This is a genomic window from Pseudomonas sp. (genome assembly GCF_035497915.1).
Lineage (GTDB): Bacteria > Pseudomonadota > Gammaproteobacteria > Pseudomonadales > Pseudomonadaceae > Serpens.
On sequence record NZ_DATJCS010000004.1, the window covers coordinates 53,466 to 74,244 of the forward strand.

A 20,779-nucleotide genomic window follows, 5' to 3' on the forward strand; every position below is an offset into this window, starting at 1 on the left:
TTGCCAGGTTTTCCCATGTCTGATCGCAGCACCCGCCTCTCCCTCCTTCAGCAAGCCCTGAAGGAACGCATCCTGATTCTCGATGGCGGCATGGGCACCATGATCCAGAGCTACAAGCTGGACGAAGCCGACTATCGCGGCGACCGCTTCGCCGACTGGCCGCAGGACGTCAAGGGCAACAACGACCTGCTGCTGCTGTCGCGCCCGGACGTCATCCAGGCCATCGAGAAGGCCTACCTGGATGCCGGCGCCGACATCCTGGAAACCAATACCTTCAACGCCACCCGCGTGTCCCAGGCCGACTACGGCATGGAAGAGCTGGTGTATGAACTGAACGTGGCAGGCGCCCGTCTGGCCCGCGAAGTGGCCGACGCCAAGACCCTGGAAACGCCGCACAAGCCGCGCTTCGTCGCCGGGGTGATCGGCCCGACCAGCCGCACCTGCTCCATCTCCCCGGACGTCAACGACCCCGGCTACCGCAACGTCACCTTCGACGCGCTGGTGGAGAACTACTCGGAAGCCACCCGCGGCCTGATCGAGGGCGGCGCCGACCTGATCCTCATCGAGACCATCTTCGACACCCTCAACGCCAAGGCGGCCATCTTCGCCGTGCAGGGCGTGTACGAGGAACTCGGCGTCGAGCTGCCGATCATGATCTCCGGCACCATCACCGATGCCTCCGGCCGCACCCTGTCCGGGCAGACCACCGAGGCCTTCTGGAACTCGGTGCGCCATGCCCAGCCGATTTCCGTGGGCCTGAACTGTGCCCTCGGCGCCAAGGACCTGCGCCCGTACCTGGCCGAGCTGGCGGCCAAGGCCGATACCCATGTATCCGCCCACCCCAACGCCGGCCTGCCCAACGCCTTCGGTGAATACGATGAAACCCCGGCGCAGATGGCCGAAGTGGTCGAGGAATTCGCCGCCAGTGGTCTGCTGAACATCATCGGTGGTTGCTGCGGCACCACGCCGGCGCACATCCAGGCCATCGCCCAAGCGGTGGCCAAGTATGCGCCGCGCGTGATTCCCGAGATCCCCAAGGCCTGCCGCCTGTCGGGCCTCGAGCCGTTCACCATCGACCGCAGCTCGCTGTTCGTGAACGTCGGCGAGCGCACCAACATCACCGGCAGCGCCAAGTTCGCCCGCCTGATCCGCGAGGAGAACTACACCGAGGCGCTGGAAGTCGCCCTGCAGCAGGTGGAAGCCGGCGCCCAGGTGATCGACATCAACATGGACGAGGGCATGCTCGACTCCAAGGCGGCGATGGTGCGTTTCCTCAACCTGATCGCTGGCGAGCCGGACATTTCCCGCGTGCCGATCATGATCGACTCCTCCAAGTGGGAGGTGATCGAAGCGGGCCTGAAGTGCATCCAGGGCAAGGGCATCGTCAACTCGATCTCCATGAAGGAAGGCGTCGAGCAGTTCAAGCACCACGCCCGGCTGTGCAAGCGCTACGGCGCCGCCGTGGTGGTGATGGCCTTCGACGAGGCCGGCCAGGCCGACACCGCCGCGCGCAAGCGCGAGATCTGCCAGCGCAGCTACGACATCCTGGTCAACGAAGTGGGCTTCCCGCCGGAAGACATCATCTTCGACCCGAACATCTTCGCCGTGGCCACCGGCATCGAGGAACACAACAACTACGCGGTGGACTTCATCGAGGCCTGCGCCTTTATTCGCGACCACCTGCCCCACGCGCTGACCTCGGGCGGCGTGTCCAACGTGTCCTTCTCGTTCCGTGGCAACAACCCGGTGCGCGAGGCCATCCACTCGGTATTCCTCTACCACGCCATCAAGGCGGGCCTGACCATGGGCATCGTCAACGCCGGCCAGCTGGAGATCTATGACGAGATCCCGGCCGAGCTGCGCGAGAAGGTGGAAGACGTGATCCTCAACCGCCACGCCGGCGGCACCGAAGCGCTGCTGGCCATCGCCGAGGACTATCGCGGCGGCGGCGCCGTCAAGGAAGTGGAGAACGAAGAGTGGCGCAGCCTGCCGGTCGACAAGCGCCTGGAACATGCGCTGGTCAAGGGCATCACCGCCTTCATCGTCGAGGACACCGAGGAATGCCGCCAGCAGTGCGCGCGCCCCATCGAGGTCATCGAAGGCCCGCTGATGAGCGGCATGAACGTGGTCGGCGACCTGTTCGGCTCGGGCAAGATGTTCCTGCCGCAGGTGGTGAAATCCGCCCGCGTGATGAAGCAGGCCGTGGCGCACCTGATCCCCTTCATCGAGGCGGAAAAGGGTGACAAGCCGGAAGCCAAGGGCAAGATCCTGATGGCCACCGTGAAGGGCGACGTGCACGACATCGGCAAGAACATCGTCGGCGTGGTGCTCGGCTGCAACGGCTACGACATCGTCGACCTGGGCGTGATGGTGCCGGCCGACAAGATCCTCAAGACCGCCATCGAAGAAAAGTGCGACATCATCGGCCTGTCCGGGCTGATCACCCCGTCGCTGGACGAGATGGTGCATGTGGCCAAGGAAATGCAGCGCCAGGGCATCCACCTGCCGCTGATGATCGGTGGCGCCACCACCTCCAAGGCGCACACGGCGGTGAAGATCGACCCGCACTTCCGCAACGACGCCGTGGTGTATGTCACCGACGCCTCGCGCGCCGTGGGCGTGGCCACCACCCTGCTGTCCAAGGAGATGAAGCCGGACTACGCGGCGAAGATTCGCGAGGAATACGCGATGATCCGCGAGCGCACCGCCAATCGCAGCGCGCGCACCGAGCGCCTGAGCTACGAGCAGGCCATCGCCGCCAAGCCGCAGTTCGACTGGTCTGGCTACACCCCGGCCAAGCCGACCTTCACCGGCCGCAAGGTGCTGGAGGACATCGACCTGCGTACCCTGGCCGAGTACATCGACTGGACGCCGTTCTTCATCTCCTGGGACCTGGCCGGCAAGTACCCGCGCATCCTGCAGGACGAAGTGGTCGGCGAAGCCGCCACCGCCCTGTACAACGATGCCCAGGCCATGCTCGAAAAACTGATCAGCGAGAAACTCATCAGTGCCAGGGCGATAGTCGGTTTCTGGCCGGCCAACCAGGTCGAGCATGACGACCTGGAAGTCTACGGCGCCGACGGCCAGCCGCTGGCCACCCTGCACCACCTGCGCCAGCAGACCGTCAAGACCGACGGCAAACCGAACTTCAGCCTGGCCGACTTCGTCGCACCCAAGGACAGCGGCAAGCAGGACTATGTGGGCGGCTTTATCTGCACCGCCGGCATCGGCGCCGAGGAAGTGGCCAAGGCCTACCAGGACGCCGGCGACGACTACAACTCGATCATGGTCAAGGCGCTGGCCGACCGCCTGGCCGAAGCCTGCGCCGAGTGGCTGCACGAGCGGGTGCGCAAGGAGTACTGGGGCTACGCGGCGGACGAGCAGCTGAGCAACGACGACCTGATCAAGGAACAGTACAAGGGCATCCGCCCGGCGCCGGGTTACCCGGCCTGCCCGGATCACACCGAGAAAAGCACGCTGTTCCAACTGCTGGACGCCGACGGCATCAGTCAGGTGACCCTCACCGAGCACTACGCCATGTTCCCCACCGCGGCCGTCAGCGGCTGGTACTTCGCCCACCCCGAGGCGCAGTACTTCGCCGTCGGCAAGATCGACAAGGACCAGGTGGAAAGCTACTCGCGCCGCAAGGGCCAGGACATCGAGGTCAGCGAACGCTGGCTGATGCCGAACCTGGGTTACGACGCCTGACGACCCGCAGGGTGGATGTCGCTTGTTACATCCACCCTTGGCGCCGCACGCTGGACAACAAACAACGGTTGTCCACCCGACGATTCCTCGACACCTGATTGGCCCATGCACACCCTCGAACAACTGCGCCGCGGCGAGCTGGCCGGCCTCCGCCGGCTGGACCTGGCCGCCGAGCTGACGGAATTTCCCCGCGAGATCTTCGCGCTGGCCGACAGCCTGGAAGTCCTCAACCTGTCCGGCAACCAACTATCACGCCTGCCGGATGACCTGCCGCGCCTGAAGAACCTGAAAGTCATCTTCTGCTCGGACAATCCGTTCAGCGAGCTGCCCGAGGTGCTGGGCGAATGCCCGCAGCTTGAGATGGTCGGCTTCAAGGCCTGCCGGATCGAGCGGGTGGCCGGCGCCGCGCTGCCGGCACGGCTGCGCTGGCTGATCCTTACCGACAATCGCATCGCCCAAATGCCGGACGCGCTGGGCCAGCGTCCACGCCTGCAGAAGCTGATGCTCTCCGGCAATCGGTTGTCGGCCTTGCCGGAAAGCCTCGCCGAGGCGGCCAATCTGGAACTGCTGCGCCTGGCGGCCAACCGTTTCGAAGCGCTGCCGGACTGGCTCGGCGAGTTGCCGCGCCTGAGCTGGCTGGCGTTTTCCGGCAACCCCTGCAGTCCCTTCCCCGCCGCCCCGGACACCCGCGTCTATTCCCGGGACGAAGTGCGGCTGGGTGAGCTGCTCGGCCAGGGTGCCTCCGGGCTGATTCATGCCGGGCTGCTGCAGGACGGTGGCACCGTGGCGGCGAAACTGTTCAAGGGCCAGGTCACCAGTGACGGTCTGCCGGAAAGCGAGATGGCGGCCTGCCTGGCCGCCGGCGCGCACCCGAACCTGATTGCCGTGAAAGGCATCCTGCACACCGGGCACAGCCCGCTGCCGGCACTGCTGATGGAGCGCCTGCCGCCGCGCTACCGCACGCTGGCCGGGCCGCCGTCGCTTGCCAGCTGTACCCGGGATTGCTACCCCGACGGCTGGACGCTTTCGACAGAACAGGCTCTGCGCATCGCGCGTGGAACGGCAGCTGCCGTGGCACACCTGCATGCGCGGGGCATGCTGCATGGCGACCTGTATGGCCATAACCTGCTGGTCGATGACGGGGGTCACACGCTGCTCAGCGACTTCGGTGGCGCTACCTTCATCGATCCCGCCAACCTCCAGGGACAGCGGCTGATGCAGTTGGAAAGCCGCGCCTTCGGCTGCCTGCTGGAGGAGTTGCTCGATCACTGCCCTGCCGACGACCAGCCGCAGCGCCAGCAAGCGTTGCGCCAGCTCCAGCAGGCCTGCCTGGATGAACGGGTCGCCAGCCGACCGGACTTCACGGCCATCTGCGCCGCGCTGGCCTGAAACGAAAAACCGCCAGCGAGCTGGCGGTTTGTTCGGTTTCCGGCGTGGCTTACTGCGCCACGGCCTCGACCTGCTCGGGCGCCACGTCGGCGGCCGGGGCCTCGGCGGCGACCGCATCGTCGGCGAACAGGGTGTTGACCACCGCGCCGCCGATCACGCTACCGGCCACGGCGCCGGCCATGCTGCCCATGAAGCCGCTGCCGGCAGCTTGCGGAGCCGCGGCCTGGGCGGCGGGCGCGCCGGCGGTGGCCGGGGCGCTGCCGGTACGCGCCGGAGCTGCGCTGGCGGCAGGTGCGGCATTCTGCGCCGGAGTCGCCGGGCGAGCCTGGGAAGAGGAGCCATAGCGGCTGGGCTGCTTGGCCTGGGCCGCCGCGGCCGGCTTGGCGCTCATGCGCTTGCGGGCGGCTTCCGCATCGCCAACGTAGGCGGTGGTGGTCACCAGCAGGCCGGCCAGGGCCAGGCTGGAAAAAGTCAGGGCTTTCACGCGGGGTAACTCCTTGGGTGCTTACACAGACGCTGATATGGGGTCGGCCCACGGCCTTCCAATAGGTCGGCAAGCATAAAAGCAACCTCAACGAAATCAATCGGTTATTCAGCCTTCTTGTGTAACGGCAGATGAGCGGAAAGATCCTCGCGCAACAACAGGCCCATGGCCGTCAGCACCAGCAGGCTGCCGGGCAACCAGCTCCAGCCGATCAGCTCGGGACGACTGGCGAACAGCACCAGCATGGCGACGAAGGGCACCAGGTAACCGTAGGCGGCGATCCCCCCCGGGGTGAGCAGCCGGGTGGCGTACTGCTGCAACCAGAAGGTGGCGCTGGTTGACAGGATGCCCAGGTAGACCAGCACCAGCAGCTCCTGGCCGCCCAGGCGCCACAGCTGCGCCGGGCGCTCCAGCCACAGGCCCAGCACCGCGCTGGACAGGACGCCCATGAACAGGCTCCAGAAGGCGCGCGGCCCTGGCGCCCGGTCCAGCCAGCCGCGCTCCAGGCCCCATTTGCTGAGGACCGGATACAGCGCCGAGCAGAGGCAACCGCCGAAAAACAGCAGCTCGCCGAATCCAGGACGCAGCGCCTGCCCGCTGCCCGTGCTTTCCGCCCAGGCCAGCCCCAGCGCCCCCAGCGCGCCCAGCAGCAGGCAGCCCAGCAGCGCGGGCGCTGGCCGTTCGACCCCGAAGCCCCGCCCCAACCCATAGGCCAGCAACGGCACGCTGACAAACAGCACCGCCATGGACAGCGAGCTGACCCGGTGCGCCGCCCAGAACATGATGGCGAAGAACGCGCCCAGCGAAGCGCCCAGCGCCAAGTAGAGCAGCCAGCCCCGCGCGGACGGCCAGCCAGGCCGGCCGCGCAACACCGGCAGCAGCACCAGCGCGGCAATGGCGAAACGCAGGGCGGTAAGCGACAGCGGCGGCAGGTCGTTGCCCAGCAGGCCGACCGCCGGAAAAGACAGGCCGACCAGCAGCGCCCAGAGCAGCATGCCGGCATGGGCACGCACGCGTTCGGATGGGCCGCGCTCGGTCATGGATGCGAAGGACGGTGGGGATGCATCGGAACCTCCTGGCGCGGCCGCTCAGACTGCGACCCGGATACGTCCTCGGCGGTTCCGCGCGGGATCAGCCCTGTTCCGAAGGACTGTTGCGCTTGATGCGAATGCGGTAATCCAGCTTGGGCTTCTGCGTCACGCTGATCGCCTTGCGCGTGACGGTGTCCAGCGTGATGTTCCAGAAGCCGGTACTCGGCACGCGAATCTTGGCGGGAAACTTGATGAAGGCCCCACCGTGGTAGGTGTGGCGGCCGCCGTTGCGGAAGCTGCGAAAGTTGGCGTCGTTCATCAGCCGGATATTGCACGGCTGTGAAGACTCGATGATCACCAGATCATCTTCGTTGAGGTATTCGCGCCGGTGGATAAATTTCATGGGAAGTCGAACGGGTCAAACGAGGGGCGCGCACAATAGCACGCCGCGCCGAAAATCTCCCACCCGACGGCGCTTTGCGGTATGTTCCCCGCCCCCCGGCGCGGCGGCTCGTGTCGGCACTTTGCCAGAGGTTCCTGCTGTCCATGTCGTCCATCGATATCCGCGCGCCCCGGGTGCGCTGGTCCACCCGTTGCGGCTTCTTCCTCGCCGGCTTCGGGTTGTCGGTGTGGGCGCCGCTGGTGCCCTATGTGCGCGAACGCATTCCGATGAGCGACGCCACCTTCGGCCTGTTGCTGTTGTGCGTGGGCGCCGGCTCGCTGACCTGCATGCCGCTGTCGGGCATGCTCGCCGCCCGCTTCGGCATCCGTCCGGCCGCGCTGGCCTGCCTGGGCCTGCTGATGGGCGTGCTGGCCGTCATGGCGCTGACGGACTCGATCGTCTGGCTGGCGGTCGCGCTGTTCGGCTTTGGCGGCACGCTGGGCGTGCTGGATATCCTGCTCAACATCCAGTCCCTGAAAGTGGAGCGCGCCCTCGGCCGTCCGCTGATGTCCCATTTCCACGGCATGTTCAGCCTCGGCACCATCGCCGGCGCGGCCTGCCTGACGGCCCTGCTGCGCCTGGGCCTGAGCGCCAGCGCCGGCACCCTGCTGGTGGTGGCGCTGATCCTGATCGCCACGCTGCTGATCCGCAGCGGGTTGCTGCCCGATCGCGCACCGGCCGGCGGCGCCCTGTTCGCCCGGCCCACGGGTGTCGTGCTGGTGGTGGGACTGCTGTGCTTCATCGTCTACCTGGCCGAAGGGGCGATCCTGGACTGGAGCGCGCTCTACCTGACCCAGGACAAGGGCATGGCCATCAGCCTGGCCGGCCTGGGCTACGCCAGCTTCGCCCTGCTGGTGACCGTCGCCCGCTTTGGCGGCGGAGCGCTGATCACCCGGCTGGGCGCCGTGCGCGTGGTGGTCATCGGCGCCATCCTGGCCGCCACCGGCCTGGCGGTGAGCATCCTCACCGATCACTGGCTGATCGCCCTGCTCGGCTATGCCCTGTGCGGCCTGGGCTGCGCCAACATCTCGCCGGTGCTGATTTCCTCGCTCAACCGGCAGCAGGACATGCCGGTGCATCTGGCGGTCACCGCCGCCACCACCGTCGGCTTCGCCGGGGTGCTGGCCGGCCCGGCGCTGATGGGCCTGGTGGCCCACTTGAGCTCCCTGGCGGTCGCCTTCGCGCTGGTCGCCGTCCTGTTGCTGGGCATGCTGTTCAGCACGTCACGACTCCCCCGGTAAACCCTTCGGAATCCGCTCCCCATGCGCATCCAGCAGATCCACCAACAACTCGCCGAGCTGGGCGCCAAGCCCCTGCACATCACTCGCATCCTGCGTGCCTGGCTGCACGGCCTGCCGCTGGATACCGGCACGCGGCGCCAGCAGAGCCAGGACTTCCTGCCGCTGGCGGTGCGCGACCAGCTGCCGGCCCTCGGCGCGATGCTCGACGGCCTGGCCCGCCTGCGTTCCGAACATCCGGGCGCCGACGACTCGGCCCGCCTGCTGGTCGAGCTGGGCGACGGGCAGATGGTGGAAAGCGTGCTGCTGCCGCGCGACGGGCTGTGTGTGTCCAGCCAGGTCGGTTGCGCGGTGGGCTGCACCTTCTGCATGACCGGCAAGAGCGGTCTGCTGCGCCAGGTCGGCAGCGCCGAAATCCTCGCCCAGGTCGCCCTGGCGCGGCGCAAGCGCGCGGTGAAGAAAGTGGTGTTCATGGGCATGGGTGAGCCGGCCCACAACCTGGACAATGTGCTCGAGGCCATCGACCTGCTGGGCAGCGAAGGCGGCATCGGCCACAAGAACCTGGTGTTCTCCACGGTGGGCGACCCGCGGGTATTCGAGCGCCTGCCGCAGCAGCGGGTGAAGCCGGCCCTGGCGCTGTCGCTGCACAGCACCGATGCCGCCCTGCGCGAGCAGTTGCTGCCGCGCGCCCCGCGCATCGCCCCCGAGGAGCTGGTCGAGTTGGGCGAACGCTACGCTCGCACGGTGGGTTATCCGATCCAGTACCAGTGGACGCTGCTCAAGGGCATCAACGACAGCCAGGATGAAATGGACGGCATCATCCGCCTGCTCAAGGGCAAGTACGCGATCATGAACGTGATCCCTTACAACAGCCTGGAAGAGGACGAGTTCCAGCGGCCGGAGGGCGAGCGCATCCGCCAGATCGTCCGCTACCTGCACGGCAACGGCGTGCTGACCAAGGTGCGCAATTCGGCGGGACAGGATGTGGAGGGCGGCTGCGGCCAGCTGCGCGCCCGCGCCGAGCGGGTCGAACGCGGCCGGCGGGCCGGTTCAGAGCTGGGGCGCGACTAACAGCGCGGGCTTGTCCCGTCCGGGCGAGCTCACCATCACCACCCGGTCGCGACCCTCGGCCTTGGCCCGATACAGGGCGCGATCGGCCTCGCTCAGCAGCGGCTCCAGCGACCCACCCGGCACCTCGGGAAGCCAGAGCAGGCCGATGCTGAGGGTAATGGTCACGCTGGCCTCCTCACGCCGCACCGGCCGACCGGCGATTTCCTGGCGAATACGCTCCGCCATGCCACGCGCATTCGCCTCGTCGAGGCCCGGCAGCACCAGGGCGAACTCCTCGCCGCCCAGCCGGCCGAACAGATCATCCTGACGCAGAATCCGCTTCACGCTGGTGGCGAATACGCGCAGCACCTCATCGCCCATCGCATGCCCGTGCCGGTCGTTGACCTGCTTGAAGTGATCGAGGTCGAGCATCATCACCACCAACGGCGTTGCGCCGCGCTTCTGACGCAGCAGGGCCTCGGCGCGCCGGGTAAAGCTGCGGCGCGACAGCGTGCCGGTGAGGATGTCGTGGTCGGCGCGCTGGCGCAGCGTCGCCAGTTCGCGATTGCGGGCCCGATTGATGCTGGCCACGATCAGCGGACCGAAGGCGAACAGGGTGATGCCCAGGCGCAGCGAGAGAGTCCTGGCGGAGTCGTTGCCCGCGTCCAGCAACGGCAACAACCCCAGGCTCACCGCCACCACCAGCCAGACGCAGCTCAGCAGGGTCAGCAGGGCGGAAATGAACAGCGAATAACTCAGCGCGCACCAGAGCAGCGCCGGCACCACGAAGCCCAGGGAGCCCGGGCCGCCCACTCCGGCGCAAACGATCAGCGAAACCAGCAGGGCCACCACCGGCGCGAATTCCCACAGATCGTTACGCCGCCGGGAATGCCGGCCGCTGGCCAGGCGCGCGAAGAACTCGGGCGCCGACAGCATGACCGGAAGGATCAGCACCGCGTTGACCAGATCCGCGCTGAACCAGGAGCTCGCCGCCTCCCAGGCGCTGGCGAACACCGGCGGCTGGATGACATGCCCGAGCAGCACGGCAGCCAACGCGGAAAAGCCCGAGGCCAGCAGACAAATGGCAAACAGGGTCAGCAGGCCACCGGGCTGGCGCAGCGAGCGGAAGCGGCGTGGCGTGATCCGCACCAGCAGCAGGCCGCAGCCCACGAAGGCCAGGTTGACCAGGGAGAGACGCAGCGACAGCAGAAAACTCCCGCCCATGAACAGGTCGGCGGCGACAAACCCGAGCAGGGCCGCGCCCCAGCTCGCCGGTCGCGCCAGACGCGGGTAGAGGATGAACAGTCCCAGCAGCACGGCATTGGCGGGCCAGAAAGCCGCCAGCATGCCGACCGGCCGCGTGGCGATGCCCAGCCAGGCGGTGACCATGACCAGCAGGGTCAGGCCCAGCAGCCGCAGCGCGCTGGCCTCCCAGTCGGTCGACGCCGTGTTTTGCACTTCCGTCTCTCCTGCCGCACCCGCTCCAGGCCTGCGACTTTAGCACCCGACCGCTCCGGCAACCCCGCGTCAGGCCAGGCGCGTGACTGGCATCACAGCGGACCGCCCGGGTCTTTACTTGTCCAACAACCTTCACGACAGGAGCCCGGCATGAACGATCCCGACGACAAGCGCCCCCTCGGCTGGGGCGAACTGCTGCAGAGCGTCCTGGCGGCCGCCCTGGGCGTGCAGAGCGGCAGGAACCGCGCCCGCGATTTCAGTCGCGGGCGCCCGGTGCAGTTCATCGTGCTCGGGCTGCTGTTCTGCCTGTGCTTCGTGCTGATCGTGCTCGGCGTGGTGAAGCTGGTGCTCTACCTGGCCTGAACCGGCGCGTCGAGCAACGGGGACAGATCGAAGGGGTAACCCGCCCGCTCGGCATGCAGGGCGTGGCTGTAGCGGCGAAAGTCGACCTGCAGACGCGGCACGTCGAGGCGCCGATGCAGGTGGATGACCTGTTCCTCGTCGAGCAGACGGAACACATCGGCACGCACATCGACACCGATGCTGTCGGCGAAATCCCGCCCCAGGTGATAGTCGTGGATCAGCAGCAGGGCCCAGCCACCGAGGGTGAAATGCCCGGCGGTAAGAGCCTCGACCTCACCGGCCAGACGCGCCTGGAAGATCTCCGGGGAGTTGTTCGCCGCGCTGAAATGCACGTCCCGACCCGGCTGCAGCCCCCGTTCGCGCAGCGCCTGCATGGCGCCCAGGGCCATCTCGTCGTTGGCGGACCACACCAGGCGGACGGCGGGATAACGCTCGAACAGCGTGCGCGCCTGCGCCTGGGCGCGCTGGCGCGACCACTCGCCGTTCACCAGGTGGCGCAGGCGGATGTCCGGATGTTCGTCGAGCGCCCGCAACAGGCCCAGGTTGCGCAATTGCGCCGAGGGGGTCTGCGGCACGCCGCCGAAGGCCAGCATCTCCACCGGACCCTCCGGCTTGATGGCGGCCAGGGCCTTGCCCATCAAGTAACCGGCCCGCTCGTCGTCGGGAATCAGGCTGCCGATCCAGTTGCCATAGCGCTCGCGCGGGTTGCCCGTGCGCTCGCGCTGCGAGGCGGTCAGCGTGCTGTGCACATTGAACAGTCGAACCGGGCTGTTTTCGAAGATTCTCAGCAGCTCGGGGCCAGCATAGATCTCGTTGACGAACAGCAGGTAGTCCGGCTGGCGATCGCGCACCTGCCTGCCCAATTGCAGCAGGCGGTTGAAGTCGCGCTCGGCGTAGTGGATTTCCAGCTCGACGCCCAGATCGTCGGCCACCGCCTGCATGAAGCGCGAATAACCGACCCAGAAGGGTTCGCTGGAATAACCGGGATTGATGAAGGCCACCCTCGGGGCGGCCGCCGGTGGAGCAGCCACGGCGGCAACCGTCATCCAGCAGAGGATCAATCCAGTGACTACATGCCTCATTGACCACACCGCACCGGCAAAAGGAGGGGCGGCATTTTGCCAGCTATTGGTGACTGACCCAATAGACGGCCGTCGACACGGCCAGCAGGATCAGCGTGAGAATGGCCAGCGCGTCGACACGGCTGTCGCTCTCGTCATGTGCGGGATGCTTGTCCATGGGGATTCCCCTATTCTGTCGGCCCGCTTCGAGTAAAGACCAGCTTGGTGGCCCACGCGCGCAGGGCGCCTTCTTAATGTCTTTTATCTCTAAACATATTCGTAAAGTTCATTTTTAAGCATAAAGCGATGCTGCTATCGTGCCGGCCCAACGTGCGGTGGCGCGACCGCGCGCGCAACCCGGCAGTGACCGCTTACAGGACCCCTATGTACGTTTACGACCAGTACGACCAGCACATCATCGAGGAGCGCGTCCGGCAGTTCCGCGACCAGACTCGCCGCTACCTGGCCGGTGAGCTGAAGGAAGAGGAATTCCGCCCGCTGCGCCTGCAGAACGGCCTGTACATCCAGCGCTACGCACCCATGTTGCGCATCGCGGTGCCTTACGGTCTGCTGTCCTCGACGCAAGTGCGCACCCTCGCGCGCATCGCCCGTCATTACGACAAGGGCTACGCGCACATCAGCACGCGCACCAACGTGCAGTTCAACTGGCCGGAGCTGGAGGATGTACCGGACATCCTGGCCGAGCTGGCCGGCGTGCAGATGCATGCCATTCAGACCAGCGGCAACTGCATCCGCAACACCACCACCGACCAGTTCGCCGGCGTGGCCCGCGACGAGCTGGTGGACCCGCGCCCCTGGTGCGAGATCATCCGTCAGTGGTCGACCTTCCACCCGGAATTCGCCTTCCTGCCGCGCAAGTTCAAGATCGCGGTGAACGGTGCGGTGAGCGATCGCGCCGCCATCGAGGTGCATGACATCGGCCTGGAAGCGGTGTGCAGCGACGCCGGCGAGCTGGGTTTCCGCGTATCCGTGGGCGGCGGCCTGGGCCGCACGCCGATCGTCGGCAGCTTCATCAACGAGTTCCTGCCCTGGCAGCACCTGCTCAGCTACCTGGATGCGATTCTGCGGGTCTACAACCGCTACGGTCGGCGCGACAACAAGTTCAAGGCGCGCATCAAGATCCTGGTCAAGGCGCTGACCCCCGAGGTGTTCGCCGAGCGCGTCGATGCCGAATGGCAGCACCTGAAGGACGGCCCCACGACCCTGACCGAAGAGGAAGTCGCCCGGGTCAGCCGCTTCTTCGTCGACCCCGCGTACCGTGTGCTTGAGAACCAGGACGCGCTGCTGGCCGCTCAGGATGCGGAGCACCCCGGCTTCGCCCGCTGGCGCGCGCGCAACGTCACCGCCCACAAGAAGCCGGGCTACGCCGCGGTCACCCTGTCGCTGAAGAAGACCGGCGTGGCGCCGGGCGATGTCAGCGACAAGCAGCTGGACGCCATCGCCGAGCTCGCCGACCGTTACAGCTTCGGCGAGGTGCGCAACTCCCACGAGCAGAACATGATCCTCGCGGACGTCGAACAGAGCCGCCTGCACGCCCTGTGGCTGGAACTGCGCGAGCTGGGCCTGGCCACGCCGAACATCGGCCTGCTCACCGACATCATCGCCTGCCCCGGCGGCGACTACTGCTCGCTGGCCAACGCCAAGTCCATCCCGGTGGCCGAAGCGATCCAGCGCCGCTTCGACGACCTCGACTATCTGTTCGACCTGGGCGAGCTGGACCTGAACATCTCCGGCTGCATGAACGCCTGCGGCCACCACCACATCGGCCACATCGGCATCCTCGGCGTGGACAAGAAGGGCGCGGAGTTCTACCAGGTGTCGCTGGGCGGCAGCTCCAGCCGCGACGCCAGCCTCGGCCAGATCCTCGGCCCGTCGTTCGCTCAGGACGACATGCCCGACGTGATCGAGAAAATCGTCGGCGTCTACCTGGCGCGACGCACCGAGGATGAGCGCTTCCTCGATACCTTCCGCCGTATCGGCATCGAACCCTTCAAGGAGCGCGTCTATGCAGCGCATCATTAAGCACGATCAGGTGGTGGATGACCGCTGGCATCTGCTGGACAAGGACGCCACCCTCGAAGCGCTGCCCAACAGCGACAACCTGATCGTTCCGCTGGCGCTGTGGCGCGAACATGCCCATGCGCTGAAGGCCCGTGACGGCGGTCTGGGCATCTGGCTGGATGCGGACGAAGCCGTGGAGGAGATCAGCGACCAGCTGGAAGCCTTCCAGGTGGTGGCGCTCAATTTCCCCGCCTTCACCGATGGCCGCCATTACTCCAGCGCCCGCCTGCTGCGCGAGCGCTACGGCTACCAGGGCGAGATCCGCGCCATTGGCGACGTGCTGCGCGATCAGCTGTTCTTCATGCGCCGCTGCGGCTTCGATGCCTATGCGATCCGCGCGGATCGCGACCCTCACGACGCGCTGGAAGGCCTGAAGGACTTTTCCGTGACCTACCAGGCGGCCAGCGACGATCCGCGCCCGCTGTTCCGCCGCCGGCAGTAAGCAAAAGGCCCCGCCAACCGGCGGGGCCTTTTCACAAGTGCAGCGGGCTGGCTCAGTCCACCCGTACCAGCGCGCGCCCCACCTGGCGGCCTTCCAGGATACGGGCAATCTCCGCCGGCAGCTCCGCCAGGCCGACTTCGTGACACAGGCGCTCCAGCCCCTCCAGCTTCCACGGCCCCGCCAGCTTGCGCCAGATATCGGCCTTGTCCGCCAGCGGAATCTCCACCGAGTCCACACCCAGCAGGTTCACCCCGCGCAGGATGAAGGGGAACACGCTGGCCTGGAATGCAGTGCCCGCCGTCAGGCCGCAGCAGGCGACACTGCCGCCACGGCGCAGCGACTTGACCACATTGAACAGCACGTCCCCGCCCACGGTATCCACCGCGCCGGCCCAGCGCTCCTTGAGCAACGCCTTGCCAGTGCCTTCCTGAACGGTCTCGCGCCCCAGCACGGCACTGGCGCCGATCTGGCGCAGCCAGTCAGCCTGCTCCGCCTTGCCGGTCACCGCCTCCACCTCGAAGCCCAGCTTGGCCAGCAGCATCACCGCAATGCTGCCCACCCCGCCGGTGGCGCCGGTCACCAGCACCGGGCCGGCCTCCGGGCTGACGCCGGCGGCCAAAAGCTTGTCCACGCACAGGCCGGCGGTCAGGCCGGCGGTGCCCAGCAGCATGGCCTCGCGCAGGCTCAGCCCGGCCGGCAGCGGCACCAGCCAGCCGGCCGGCACGCGGATGTACTGGCCGAAACCGCCCGACGTGTTCATGCCCAGGTCGTAGCCGGTGACGATCACCGGATCGCCCGCGGCGAAATCACCGGTGGCACAGGCTTCCACCTCGCCGGCGGCATCGATGCCGGGGGTGTGCGGGTAGTTGCGCGTCACGCCGGGATTGCCGGTGGCCGACAGCGCATCCTTGTAGTTCAGCGAGGAATAGCGCACGCGCACCAGCACCTCGCCGGCCGGCAGGGAATCCAGCTCGCGGCTGACCACCTGCTGGCGGAAGGCGCCCTGCTCGTCACGCTCGGCCTGCAGGGCCTGGAAATGGGTCATGGGGTCTCTCCTGTTGTTGTTATGGGACTACCAGAAACGCTGCTTCTGCAGGCCGGTCAGCACGCCGTCCAGCGTCGAGCTGGCAGCCATGCCGACGCGTTCCTGCAGGCTCTTCTTCTGGGCGAAATGCAGTAGGTAGATGTCGGCCTCGCGAGCCCGTTCGGACAGGTACTCATCGCTGGTCCTGAGCTCGTCGATCAGCTGGCGTCCCAGCGCGGCCTGGCCAAGCCAGACCTCGCCGGTGGCTACCTGGTCGATGTCCAGCTGCGGCCGGTAGCGGGAGACGAAGTTCTTAAACAGCACATGGGTGAGCTCCAGGTCCTCCTGGAACTTCTGCCGGCCCTTCTCGGTGTTCTCGCCGAACACGGTCAGGGTGCGCTTGTACTCGCCGGCGGTCAGCACCTCGTAATCAACATCGTGCTTCTTGAGCAGCCGGTGCAGGTTGGGGATCTGCGCGACCACGCCAATCGAGCCGAGCACGGCGAAGGGCGCGCTGAGAATCCGGTCGCCGATACAGGCCATCATGTAGCCGCCGCTGGCCGCCACCTTGTCGACGCACACGGTCAGCGGCACCCCGGCCTGGCGGATGCGCACCAGCTGCGAGGCGGCCAGACCGTAGCCGTGCACCATGCCACCCGGACTTTCCAGGCGCAGCACCACTTCGTCCTTGGGCGTGGCCACGCTCAGCAGCGCGGTGATCTCGTGGCGCAGGTGCTCGACCGCGGAAGCGCGGATATCACCATCGAAATCCAGCACGTAGACGCGCGGCTTGTGTCCGCCCGCCTTCTTCGCCGCCTTGGCGGCCTTGGCTTCCGTCTTGCGCCGGGCCTTGAGCTCGTGCTTGTCGAGCAGGTCCTGTTCGAGCCGCTCACGCAGGCCGGTGAAGAATTCGTTGAGCTTGCGCACTTCCAGTTGCCCGCCGCGCGCCCGGTTGCGACCGCGCAGCGCGGCGACCGCCGCCAGCACCACCAGGATGGCCACCACCACGGTCACCGTCCTGGCCAGAAAGCCCGCATAATCCGCCAGAAACTCCACAACACCTCCTACGCCATCGAATCCGTTTGCGGCCAAGCATACCTAGGGCCTCGCACCGACGTCATCGACGCCGCCGGGCACAATTCAAACAAGCGTATGTTTTTTCGTTGACAGCCACCCTGCCTCCCCCTACCCTCGGCTCACTTCATTCCGCCGGGTACCGGGTGTGGGCAGCATTTATCTGATTCGACATGGCCAGGCCTCCTTCGGTGCGGACGACTACGACGTCCTCTGCGCCAATGGCGTGCGCCAGTCGCAGATCCTCGGCGACCACCTGGCCCGACTCGGCACCACGCTCGACCATTGCTACAGCGGCGAGCTGCGGCGCCAGCGCGATACCGCGGAGCATGCCCTGGCGCGCCTCGGTGACACCGGGCTGCCGACCCCGACGCTGCGCATCGAGCCGGCATTCAACGAATTCAAGGCCGACGAACTGATCCGCGCCCACCTGCCGGAGCTGCTCGAGTACGAGCCGCGCGCCATGGAAATCCTGCGCAACGCGACCGAATATCGGGCAGACTTCCAGCGCCTGTTCCAGTTCGTCATCGATGGCTGGCTGGGCGGGCGAGTGGACAAGCCACAGGTGGAAAGCTGGGAAGCCTTCGTCGCCCGCGTCGAGCAGGGCCTGCGCCGCGTCATCGAACAGGCCGACGAGCGCGCCCGCATCGCCATCTTCACCTCGGGCGGCACCATCACCGCCCTGCTGCACCGAATCACCGGCGTTCCACCCCTGAAGGCCTTCGAGCTGAACTGGCAGATCGTCAACACGTCGCTGACCCACCTGAAGTTTCGGGGCGGCGACCTGTCCCTGGCTTCCTTCAACAACCATGCGCACCTCGAGTTGCTGAAGGCCCCGGAGCTCATCACTTATCGTTGAGCCCGGCATACCGCGGCCGCAAGCCGCCAGAAAATCCGAAAACAAGGAAACCTGACATGAGCACTGTTGCCGACATCATCAATAGCATGCAATCCAAGTTCAACCCGAGCGCCGCTGCCGGCCTGGATCTCGTGTTCCAGTTCAACATCGAAGATGGCGAGAACTATGCCCTGGCGGTGAAAGACGGCACCTGCGCCGTTGAACAAGGCGTGAACCCCAACGCCAATGTCACCCTGATCCTCGACACCGACACCCTGAAGGGCATCACCACCGGCGAAACCGACGGCATGCAGGCCTTCATGGCTGGCAAGCTGCGCGCCGAAGGCGACATGATGCTGGCCATGAAACTGAGCGAGCTGTTCGCGTTCTGATTCGCCGCCGCACCCGAAAAAACCGGAGCCCTGCTCCGGTTTTTTTTGCCTGTCACTTCGAAAGACTTATCGATGCTCAACAGCCTGGCCAATAACAGCGTGGTTTCCTTGAGCCGCATCCGCCGCCCCGATTAGATTGGCCAATACTTACGGACCTCGATCATCAGGCAGAAGGATAAAACAACAATGACACTGACCGACCAGGCCAGCCGGATCCGCGAAGGCGAGGAACTGGATGCCGCGCGCGTGGATGCCTATCTCAAGATCCAGCTGCCCGAACTGCAGGGCCCGCTGACCATCAGCCAGTTTCCGGGCGGCGCGTCCAACCTCACCTACCTGCTGCAGTACCCGGACCGCGCGCTGGTGCTGCGCCGCCCACCGTTCGGCCGCAAGGCCAAGTCGGCCCACGACATGGGGCGGGAATTTCGCATCCTCAATCGGCTCAACGGCGGCTTTCCCTATTGCCCCAAGGCCTTGCTGCACTGCACCGACGAAGCGGTGATCGGCGCCGAGTTCTACGTCATGGAGCGCATCGAGGGCATCATCCTGCGCAGCGATCTGCCCGCCGAACTGCACTTCACGCCGGAGAAGACCCGCGCCCTGTGCGAGAGCTTCATCGACAAACTGGTGGAACTGCATCGCGTCGATTACGAAGCGTGCGGCCTGGGTGATCTGGGCAAGCCGGAAGGTTACGTGCAGCGCCAGATCGAAGGCTGGTGCGACCGCTACGAAAAAGCCCTGACGCCCGACGCACCGCTATGGGAAGAGGTGAAAGCCTGGCTGCGCGAGAAGATGCCCGCCGACCACCCCAGGCCGGCGCTGGTGCACAACGATTACCGCTTCGACAACGTGATCCTCGATCCGCAGGATCCGATGCGCATCATCGGCGTACTGGACTGGGAACTCACCACCATCGGCGATCCGCTGATGGACCTGGGCAACACCCTGGCCTACTGGGTGGAGGCGAACGATCCCGCGCCCGTGCAACTGCTGCGCCGCCAGCCGAGCAATGCCCCCGGCATGCTGACCCGCCAGGAATTTGTGGACTACTACGCGCGCCGGGCCGGGATCGAGATCCCCAATTTCGATTACTACTACTGCTACGGCCTGTTCCGCCTGGCCGGCATCGCCCAGCAGATCTATTACCGCTACTACCATGGCCAGACCCGCGACGCGCGCTTCGCGCCGTTCGTGAAGATGAACGGGCTGCTGGAACAGATGGCGCTGCGAGTGATCCAGACAACTACAAAAAAGGAAGCCCCATGAACAAGACCGACCTGTTCGACCTCGACGGCAAGATTGCCTTCGTTTCCGGCGCCAGCCGCGGCATCGGCGAGGCCATCGCGCGCCTGCTCGCCCAGCAGGGCGCCCATGTGATCGTCTCCAGCCGCAAGGTGGAGAGCTGCGAGGGCGTGGCCGAGGCCATCCGCGCGGAAGGCGGCCAGGCCACCGCCATCGGCTGCCATATCGGCGAGCTGGAGCAGATCCGCGCGGCCTTCGCGGACATCCGCGAACGCTTCGGACGCCTGGACATCCTGGTCAACAACGCCGCCACCAACCCGCAGTTCGGCCATGTGCTGGACACCGACCTGATCGCCTTCCAGAAGACCGTGGATGTGAACATCCGCGGCTACTACTTCATGTCGGTGGAGGCCGGCAAATTGATGAAGGCGCAGGGCGGCGGCAGCATCATCAACGTGGCCTCGATCAACGGCGTCACCCCAGGCGAGTTCCAGGGCGTGTACTCCATGACCAAGGCGGCGGTGATCAGTATGACCAAGGTGTTTGCCAAGGAGTGCGCGGGCCTGGGCATCCGCTGCAACGCCCTGCTGCCGGGTCTGACCGACACCAAGTTCGCCTCGGCGCTGACCAGTAACGACGCGATCCTGAAGATGGCCCTGCAGCGCATCCCGCTCAAGCGTGTCGCGGCGCCCAGCGAAATGGCCGGCGCCGTGCTCTACCTGGCCAGCGATGCCGCCAGCTACACCACTGGCGTGGCGCTGAACGTGGACGGCGGCTACCTGGCTTGAGGTGCTTCGGAGCTCACCGTCCACAGCCGCATCGCGCGCTGCGCGGCGGGGTTCAGCGGCTGGGCCAGCAGGCCCGCCGCTGACAGGCTGACGACATACACCGCCTCGTCCGCCATGGGCAGCATGCCGCTGCGCAGTGGCACCGCATCCAGCACCCCGAGCGCGCGCTGCGGCAGGCGCAGCGCCGTCCAGAAATCGATCGGCGTGCCCTCGAGCAGCTCGACCTGGTTCTGCAGGGATTGCTGTTCGATGGCCATGTAGCGGGCCGCGAGACGCTCCAGCCGGTAGCCGGATTGCAGGCCGATCAGTTCGGTCGGGCCCTTCATGCGCAGCAGGCGCACGTCCAGCTGCCAGAGATCACCCCGCAGCACCACCTCGCGCTCGCGGGTGCCCTCCAGCAGGGTGACCCGGTACTGCTGCGGCGCCAGCGCCTGGAAGCTCAGCGTCACCAGCGGCCGCTGGCTATCCGGCAGCGGTGCATAGGCCAGCAGCCCGCGCGCCAGCAGGCCGAGCAGCACCGCCAGCGCCAGCAGGGCCACGGCCAGATTGCCGTGCAACCAACCTGCCAACCAGCCACGCCGCCAGAGCAGGCGTACCGCCAGCAGTGCAACCAGCGTCGCCAGTGCGCCGCCGAGCCAGGCCAGACCGTCATGCTGCATGGAGTGGATTCCTG

The 20,779-nt window shown here is 66.6% G+C and carries 19 protein-coding genes; 11 read left to right on the forward strand and 8 right to left on the reverse strand.

Annotated elements, in window-relative coordinates; genetic code table 11:
• Window positions 1-15 precede the first annotated feature (15 nt).
• Window positions 16-3,708 (forward strand): methionine synthase, encoded by a 3,693-nt coding sequence (metH, locus tag VL129_RS01110; RefSeq protein WP_325409188.1) that lies wholly within the window; start codon window positions 16-18, stop codon window positions 3,706-3,708.
• A 105-nt stretch (window positions 3,709-3,813) separates the two neighbouring features.
• Window positions 3,814-5,097: a leucine-rich repeat-containing protein kinase family protein gene (locus VL129_RS01115; protein ID WP_325409190.1), complete on the forward strand. Its 1,284-nt coding sequence runs from the start codon at window positions 3,814-3,816 to the stop codon at window positions 5,095-5,097.
• A 49-nt stretch (window positions 5,098-5,146) separates the two neighbouring features.
• Here the strand turns inward: VL129_RS01115 and VL129_RS01120 are convergent, their stop codons facing one another.
• The 3 genes from VL129_RS01120 to VL129_RS01130 form a co-directional block, all read right to left on the reverse strand.
• The gene (locus VL129_RS01120; protein WP_325409192.1) at window positions 5,147-5,581 is read right to left on the reverse strand and encodes a hypothetical protein; all 435 of its coding nucleotides are present in this window, start codon (window positions 5,579-5,581) and stop codon (window positions 5,147-5,149) included.
• Between the two features lie 104 nt (window positions 5,582-5,685).
• Entirely contained in the window at window positions 5,686-6,621 is a 936-nt protein-coding gene (locus VL129_RS01125) for a DMT family transporter (protein WP_325409194.1), read from the reverse strand.
• 91 nt (window positions 6,622-6,712) lie between these two features.
• Window positions 6,713-7,015 (reverse strand): DUF1883 domain-containing protein, encoded by a 303-nt coding sequence (locus VL129_RS01130; protein WP_325409196.1) that lies wholly within the window; start codon window positions 7,013-7,015, stop codon window positions 6,713-6,715.
• 143 nt (window positions 7,016-7,158) lie between these two features.
• Here VL129_RS01130 and VL129_RS01135 point away from each other — a divergent pair, with 143 nt between their 5' ends.
• Both VL129_RS01135 and VL129_RS01140 read left to right on the forward strand, forming a co-directional pair.
• Entirely contained in the window at window positions 7,159-8,295 is a 1,137-nt protein-coding gene (locus VL129_RS01135; RefSeq protein ID WP_325409198.1) for an MFS transporter, read from the forward strand.
• Between the two features lie 21 nt (window positions 8,296-8,316).
• A complete protein-coding gene (locus VL129_RS01140) occupies window positions 8,317-9,363 on the forward strand; it encodes an RNA methyltransferase (protein ID WP_325409200.1) in 1,047 nt (348 codons plus the stop codon).
• On the opposite strand, the gene VL129_RS01145 is transcribed toward VL129_RS01140, so the two are convergent.
• Window positions 9,343-10,800: a GGDEF domain-containing protein gene (locus VL129_RS01145; RefSeq protein WP_325409202.1), complete on the reverse strand. Its 1,458-nt coding sequence runs from the start codon at window positions 10,798-10,800 to the stop codon at window positions 9,343-9,345. The genes VL129_RS01140 and VL129_RS01145 overlap by 21 nt on opposite strands.
• A gap of 150 nt (window positions 10,801-10,950) precedes the next feature.
• Here VL129_RS01145 and VL129_RS01150 point away from each other — a divergent pair, with 150 nt between their 5' ends.
• Window positions 10,951-11,163: a DUF2970 domain-containing protein gene (locus VL129_RS01150; protein ID WP_325409204.1), complete on the forward strand. Its 213-nt coding sequence runs from the start codon at window positions 10,951-10,953 to the stop codon at window positions 11,161-11,163.
• Here VL129_RS01150 and VL129_RS01155 read toward each other — a convergent pair.
• The gene (locus VL129_RS01155) at window positions 11,151-12,245 is read right to left on the reverse strand and encodes an ABC transporter substrate-binding protein (protein WP_325409206.1); all 1,095 of its coding nucleotides are present in this window, start codon (window positions 12,243-12,245) and stop codon (window positions 11,151-11,153) included. The two genes, VL129_RS01150 and VL129_RS01155, sit on opposite strands and share 13 nt — an antisense overlap.
• A gap of 363 nt (window positions 12,246-12,608) precedes the next feature.
• On the opposite strand from VL129_RS01155, the gene VL129_RS01160 reads away from it, so the two are divergent.
• Together VL129_RS01160 and VL129_RS01165 are read left to right on the forward strand one after the other, a co-directional pair.
• On the forward strand, window positions 12,609-14,267 hold the full coding sequence (locus tag VL129_RS01160) for a nitrite/sulfite reductase (RefSeq protein WP_325409208.1): 1,659 nt from the start codon (window positions 12,609-12,611) through the stop codon (window positions 14,265-14,267).
• Window positions 14,251-14,748 carry a DUF934 domain-containing protein gene (locus tag VL129_RS01165; protein WP_325409210.1) on the forward strand — a complete coding sequence of 166 codons (498 nt, stop codon included), beginning with the start codon at window positions 14,251-14,253 and terminating at the stop codon, window positions 14,746-14,748. Before VL129_RS01160 ends, VL129_RS01165 begins: the two co-directional genes overlap by 17 nt.
• Window positions 14,749-14,800: 52 nt before the next feature.
• Here the strand turns inward: VL129_RS01165 and VL129_RS01170 are convergent, their stop codons facing one another.
• Together VL129_RS01170 and sohB are read right to left on the reverse strand one after the other, a co-directional pair.
• On the reverse strand, window positions 14,801-15,793 hold the full coding sequence (locus tag VL129_RS01170) for a YhdH/YhfP family quinone oxidoreductase (protein ID WP_325409212.1): 993 nt from the start codon (window positions 15,791-15,793) through the stop codon (window positions 14,801-14,803).
• Window positions 15,794-15,820: 27 nt separating this feature from the next.
• The gene (sohB, locus tag VL129_RS01175) at window positions 15,821-16,828 is read right to left on the reverse strand and encodes a protease SohB (protein WP_325409214.1); all 1,008 of its coding nucleotides are present in this window, start codon (window positions 16,826-16,828) and stop codon (window positions 15,821-15,823) included.
• Window positions 16,829-16,994: 166 nt separating this feature from the next.
• On the opposite strand from sohB, the gene VL129_RS01180 reads away from it, so the two are divergent.
• The 4 genes from VL129_RS01180 to VL129_RS01195 all read left to right on the forward strand — a co-directional run bounded on the left by VL129_RS01180 (window position 16,995) and on the right by VL129_RS01195 (window position 20,106).
• Complete coding sequence (locus tag VL129_RS01180) at window positions 16,995-17,705, forward strand: histidine phosphatase family protein (protein ID WP_325409216.1); 711 nt, start codon at window positions 16,995-16,997, stop codon at window positions 17,703-17,705.
• Window positions 17,706-17,761: 56 nt separating this feature from the next.
• The gene (locus tag VL129_RS01185) at window positions 17,762-18,076 is read left to right on the forward strand and encodes an SCP2 sterol-binding domain-containing protein (protein ID WP_325409218.1); all 315 of its coding nucleotides are present in this window, start codon (window positions 17,762-17,764) and stop codon (window positions 18,074-18,076) included.
• Window positions 18,077-18,262: 186 nt separating this feature from the next.
• The gene (locus VL129_RS01190) at window positions 18,263-19,342 is read left to right on the forward strand and encodes a phosphotransferase family protein (protein ID WP_325409220.1); all 1,080 of its coding nucleotides are present in this window, start codon (window positions 18,263-18,265) and stop codon (window positions 19,340-19,342) included.
• Window positions 19,339-20,106, forward strand: coding sequence for an SDR family oxidoreductase (locus tag VL129_RS01195; protein ID WP_325409222.1), 768 nt, complete (start codon window positions 19,339-19,341; stop codon window positions 20,104-20,106). The genes VL129_RS01190 and VL129_RS01195 overlap by 4 nt, the downstream gene beginning before the upstream one ends.
• Here the strand turns inward: VL129_RS01195 and VL129_RS01200 are convergent.
• On the reverse strand, window positions 20,094-20,765 hold the full coding sequence (locus VL129_RS01200; protein ID WP_325409224.1) for a hypothetical protein: 672 nt from the start codon (window positions 20,763-20,765) through the stop codon (window positions 20,094-20,096). The two genes, VL129_RS01195 and VL129_RS01200, sit on opposite strands and share 13 nt — an antisense overlap.
• Between the last annotated feature and the right edge of the window lie 14 nt (window positions 20,766-20,779).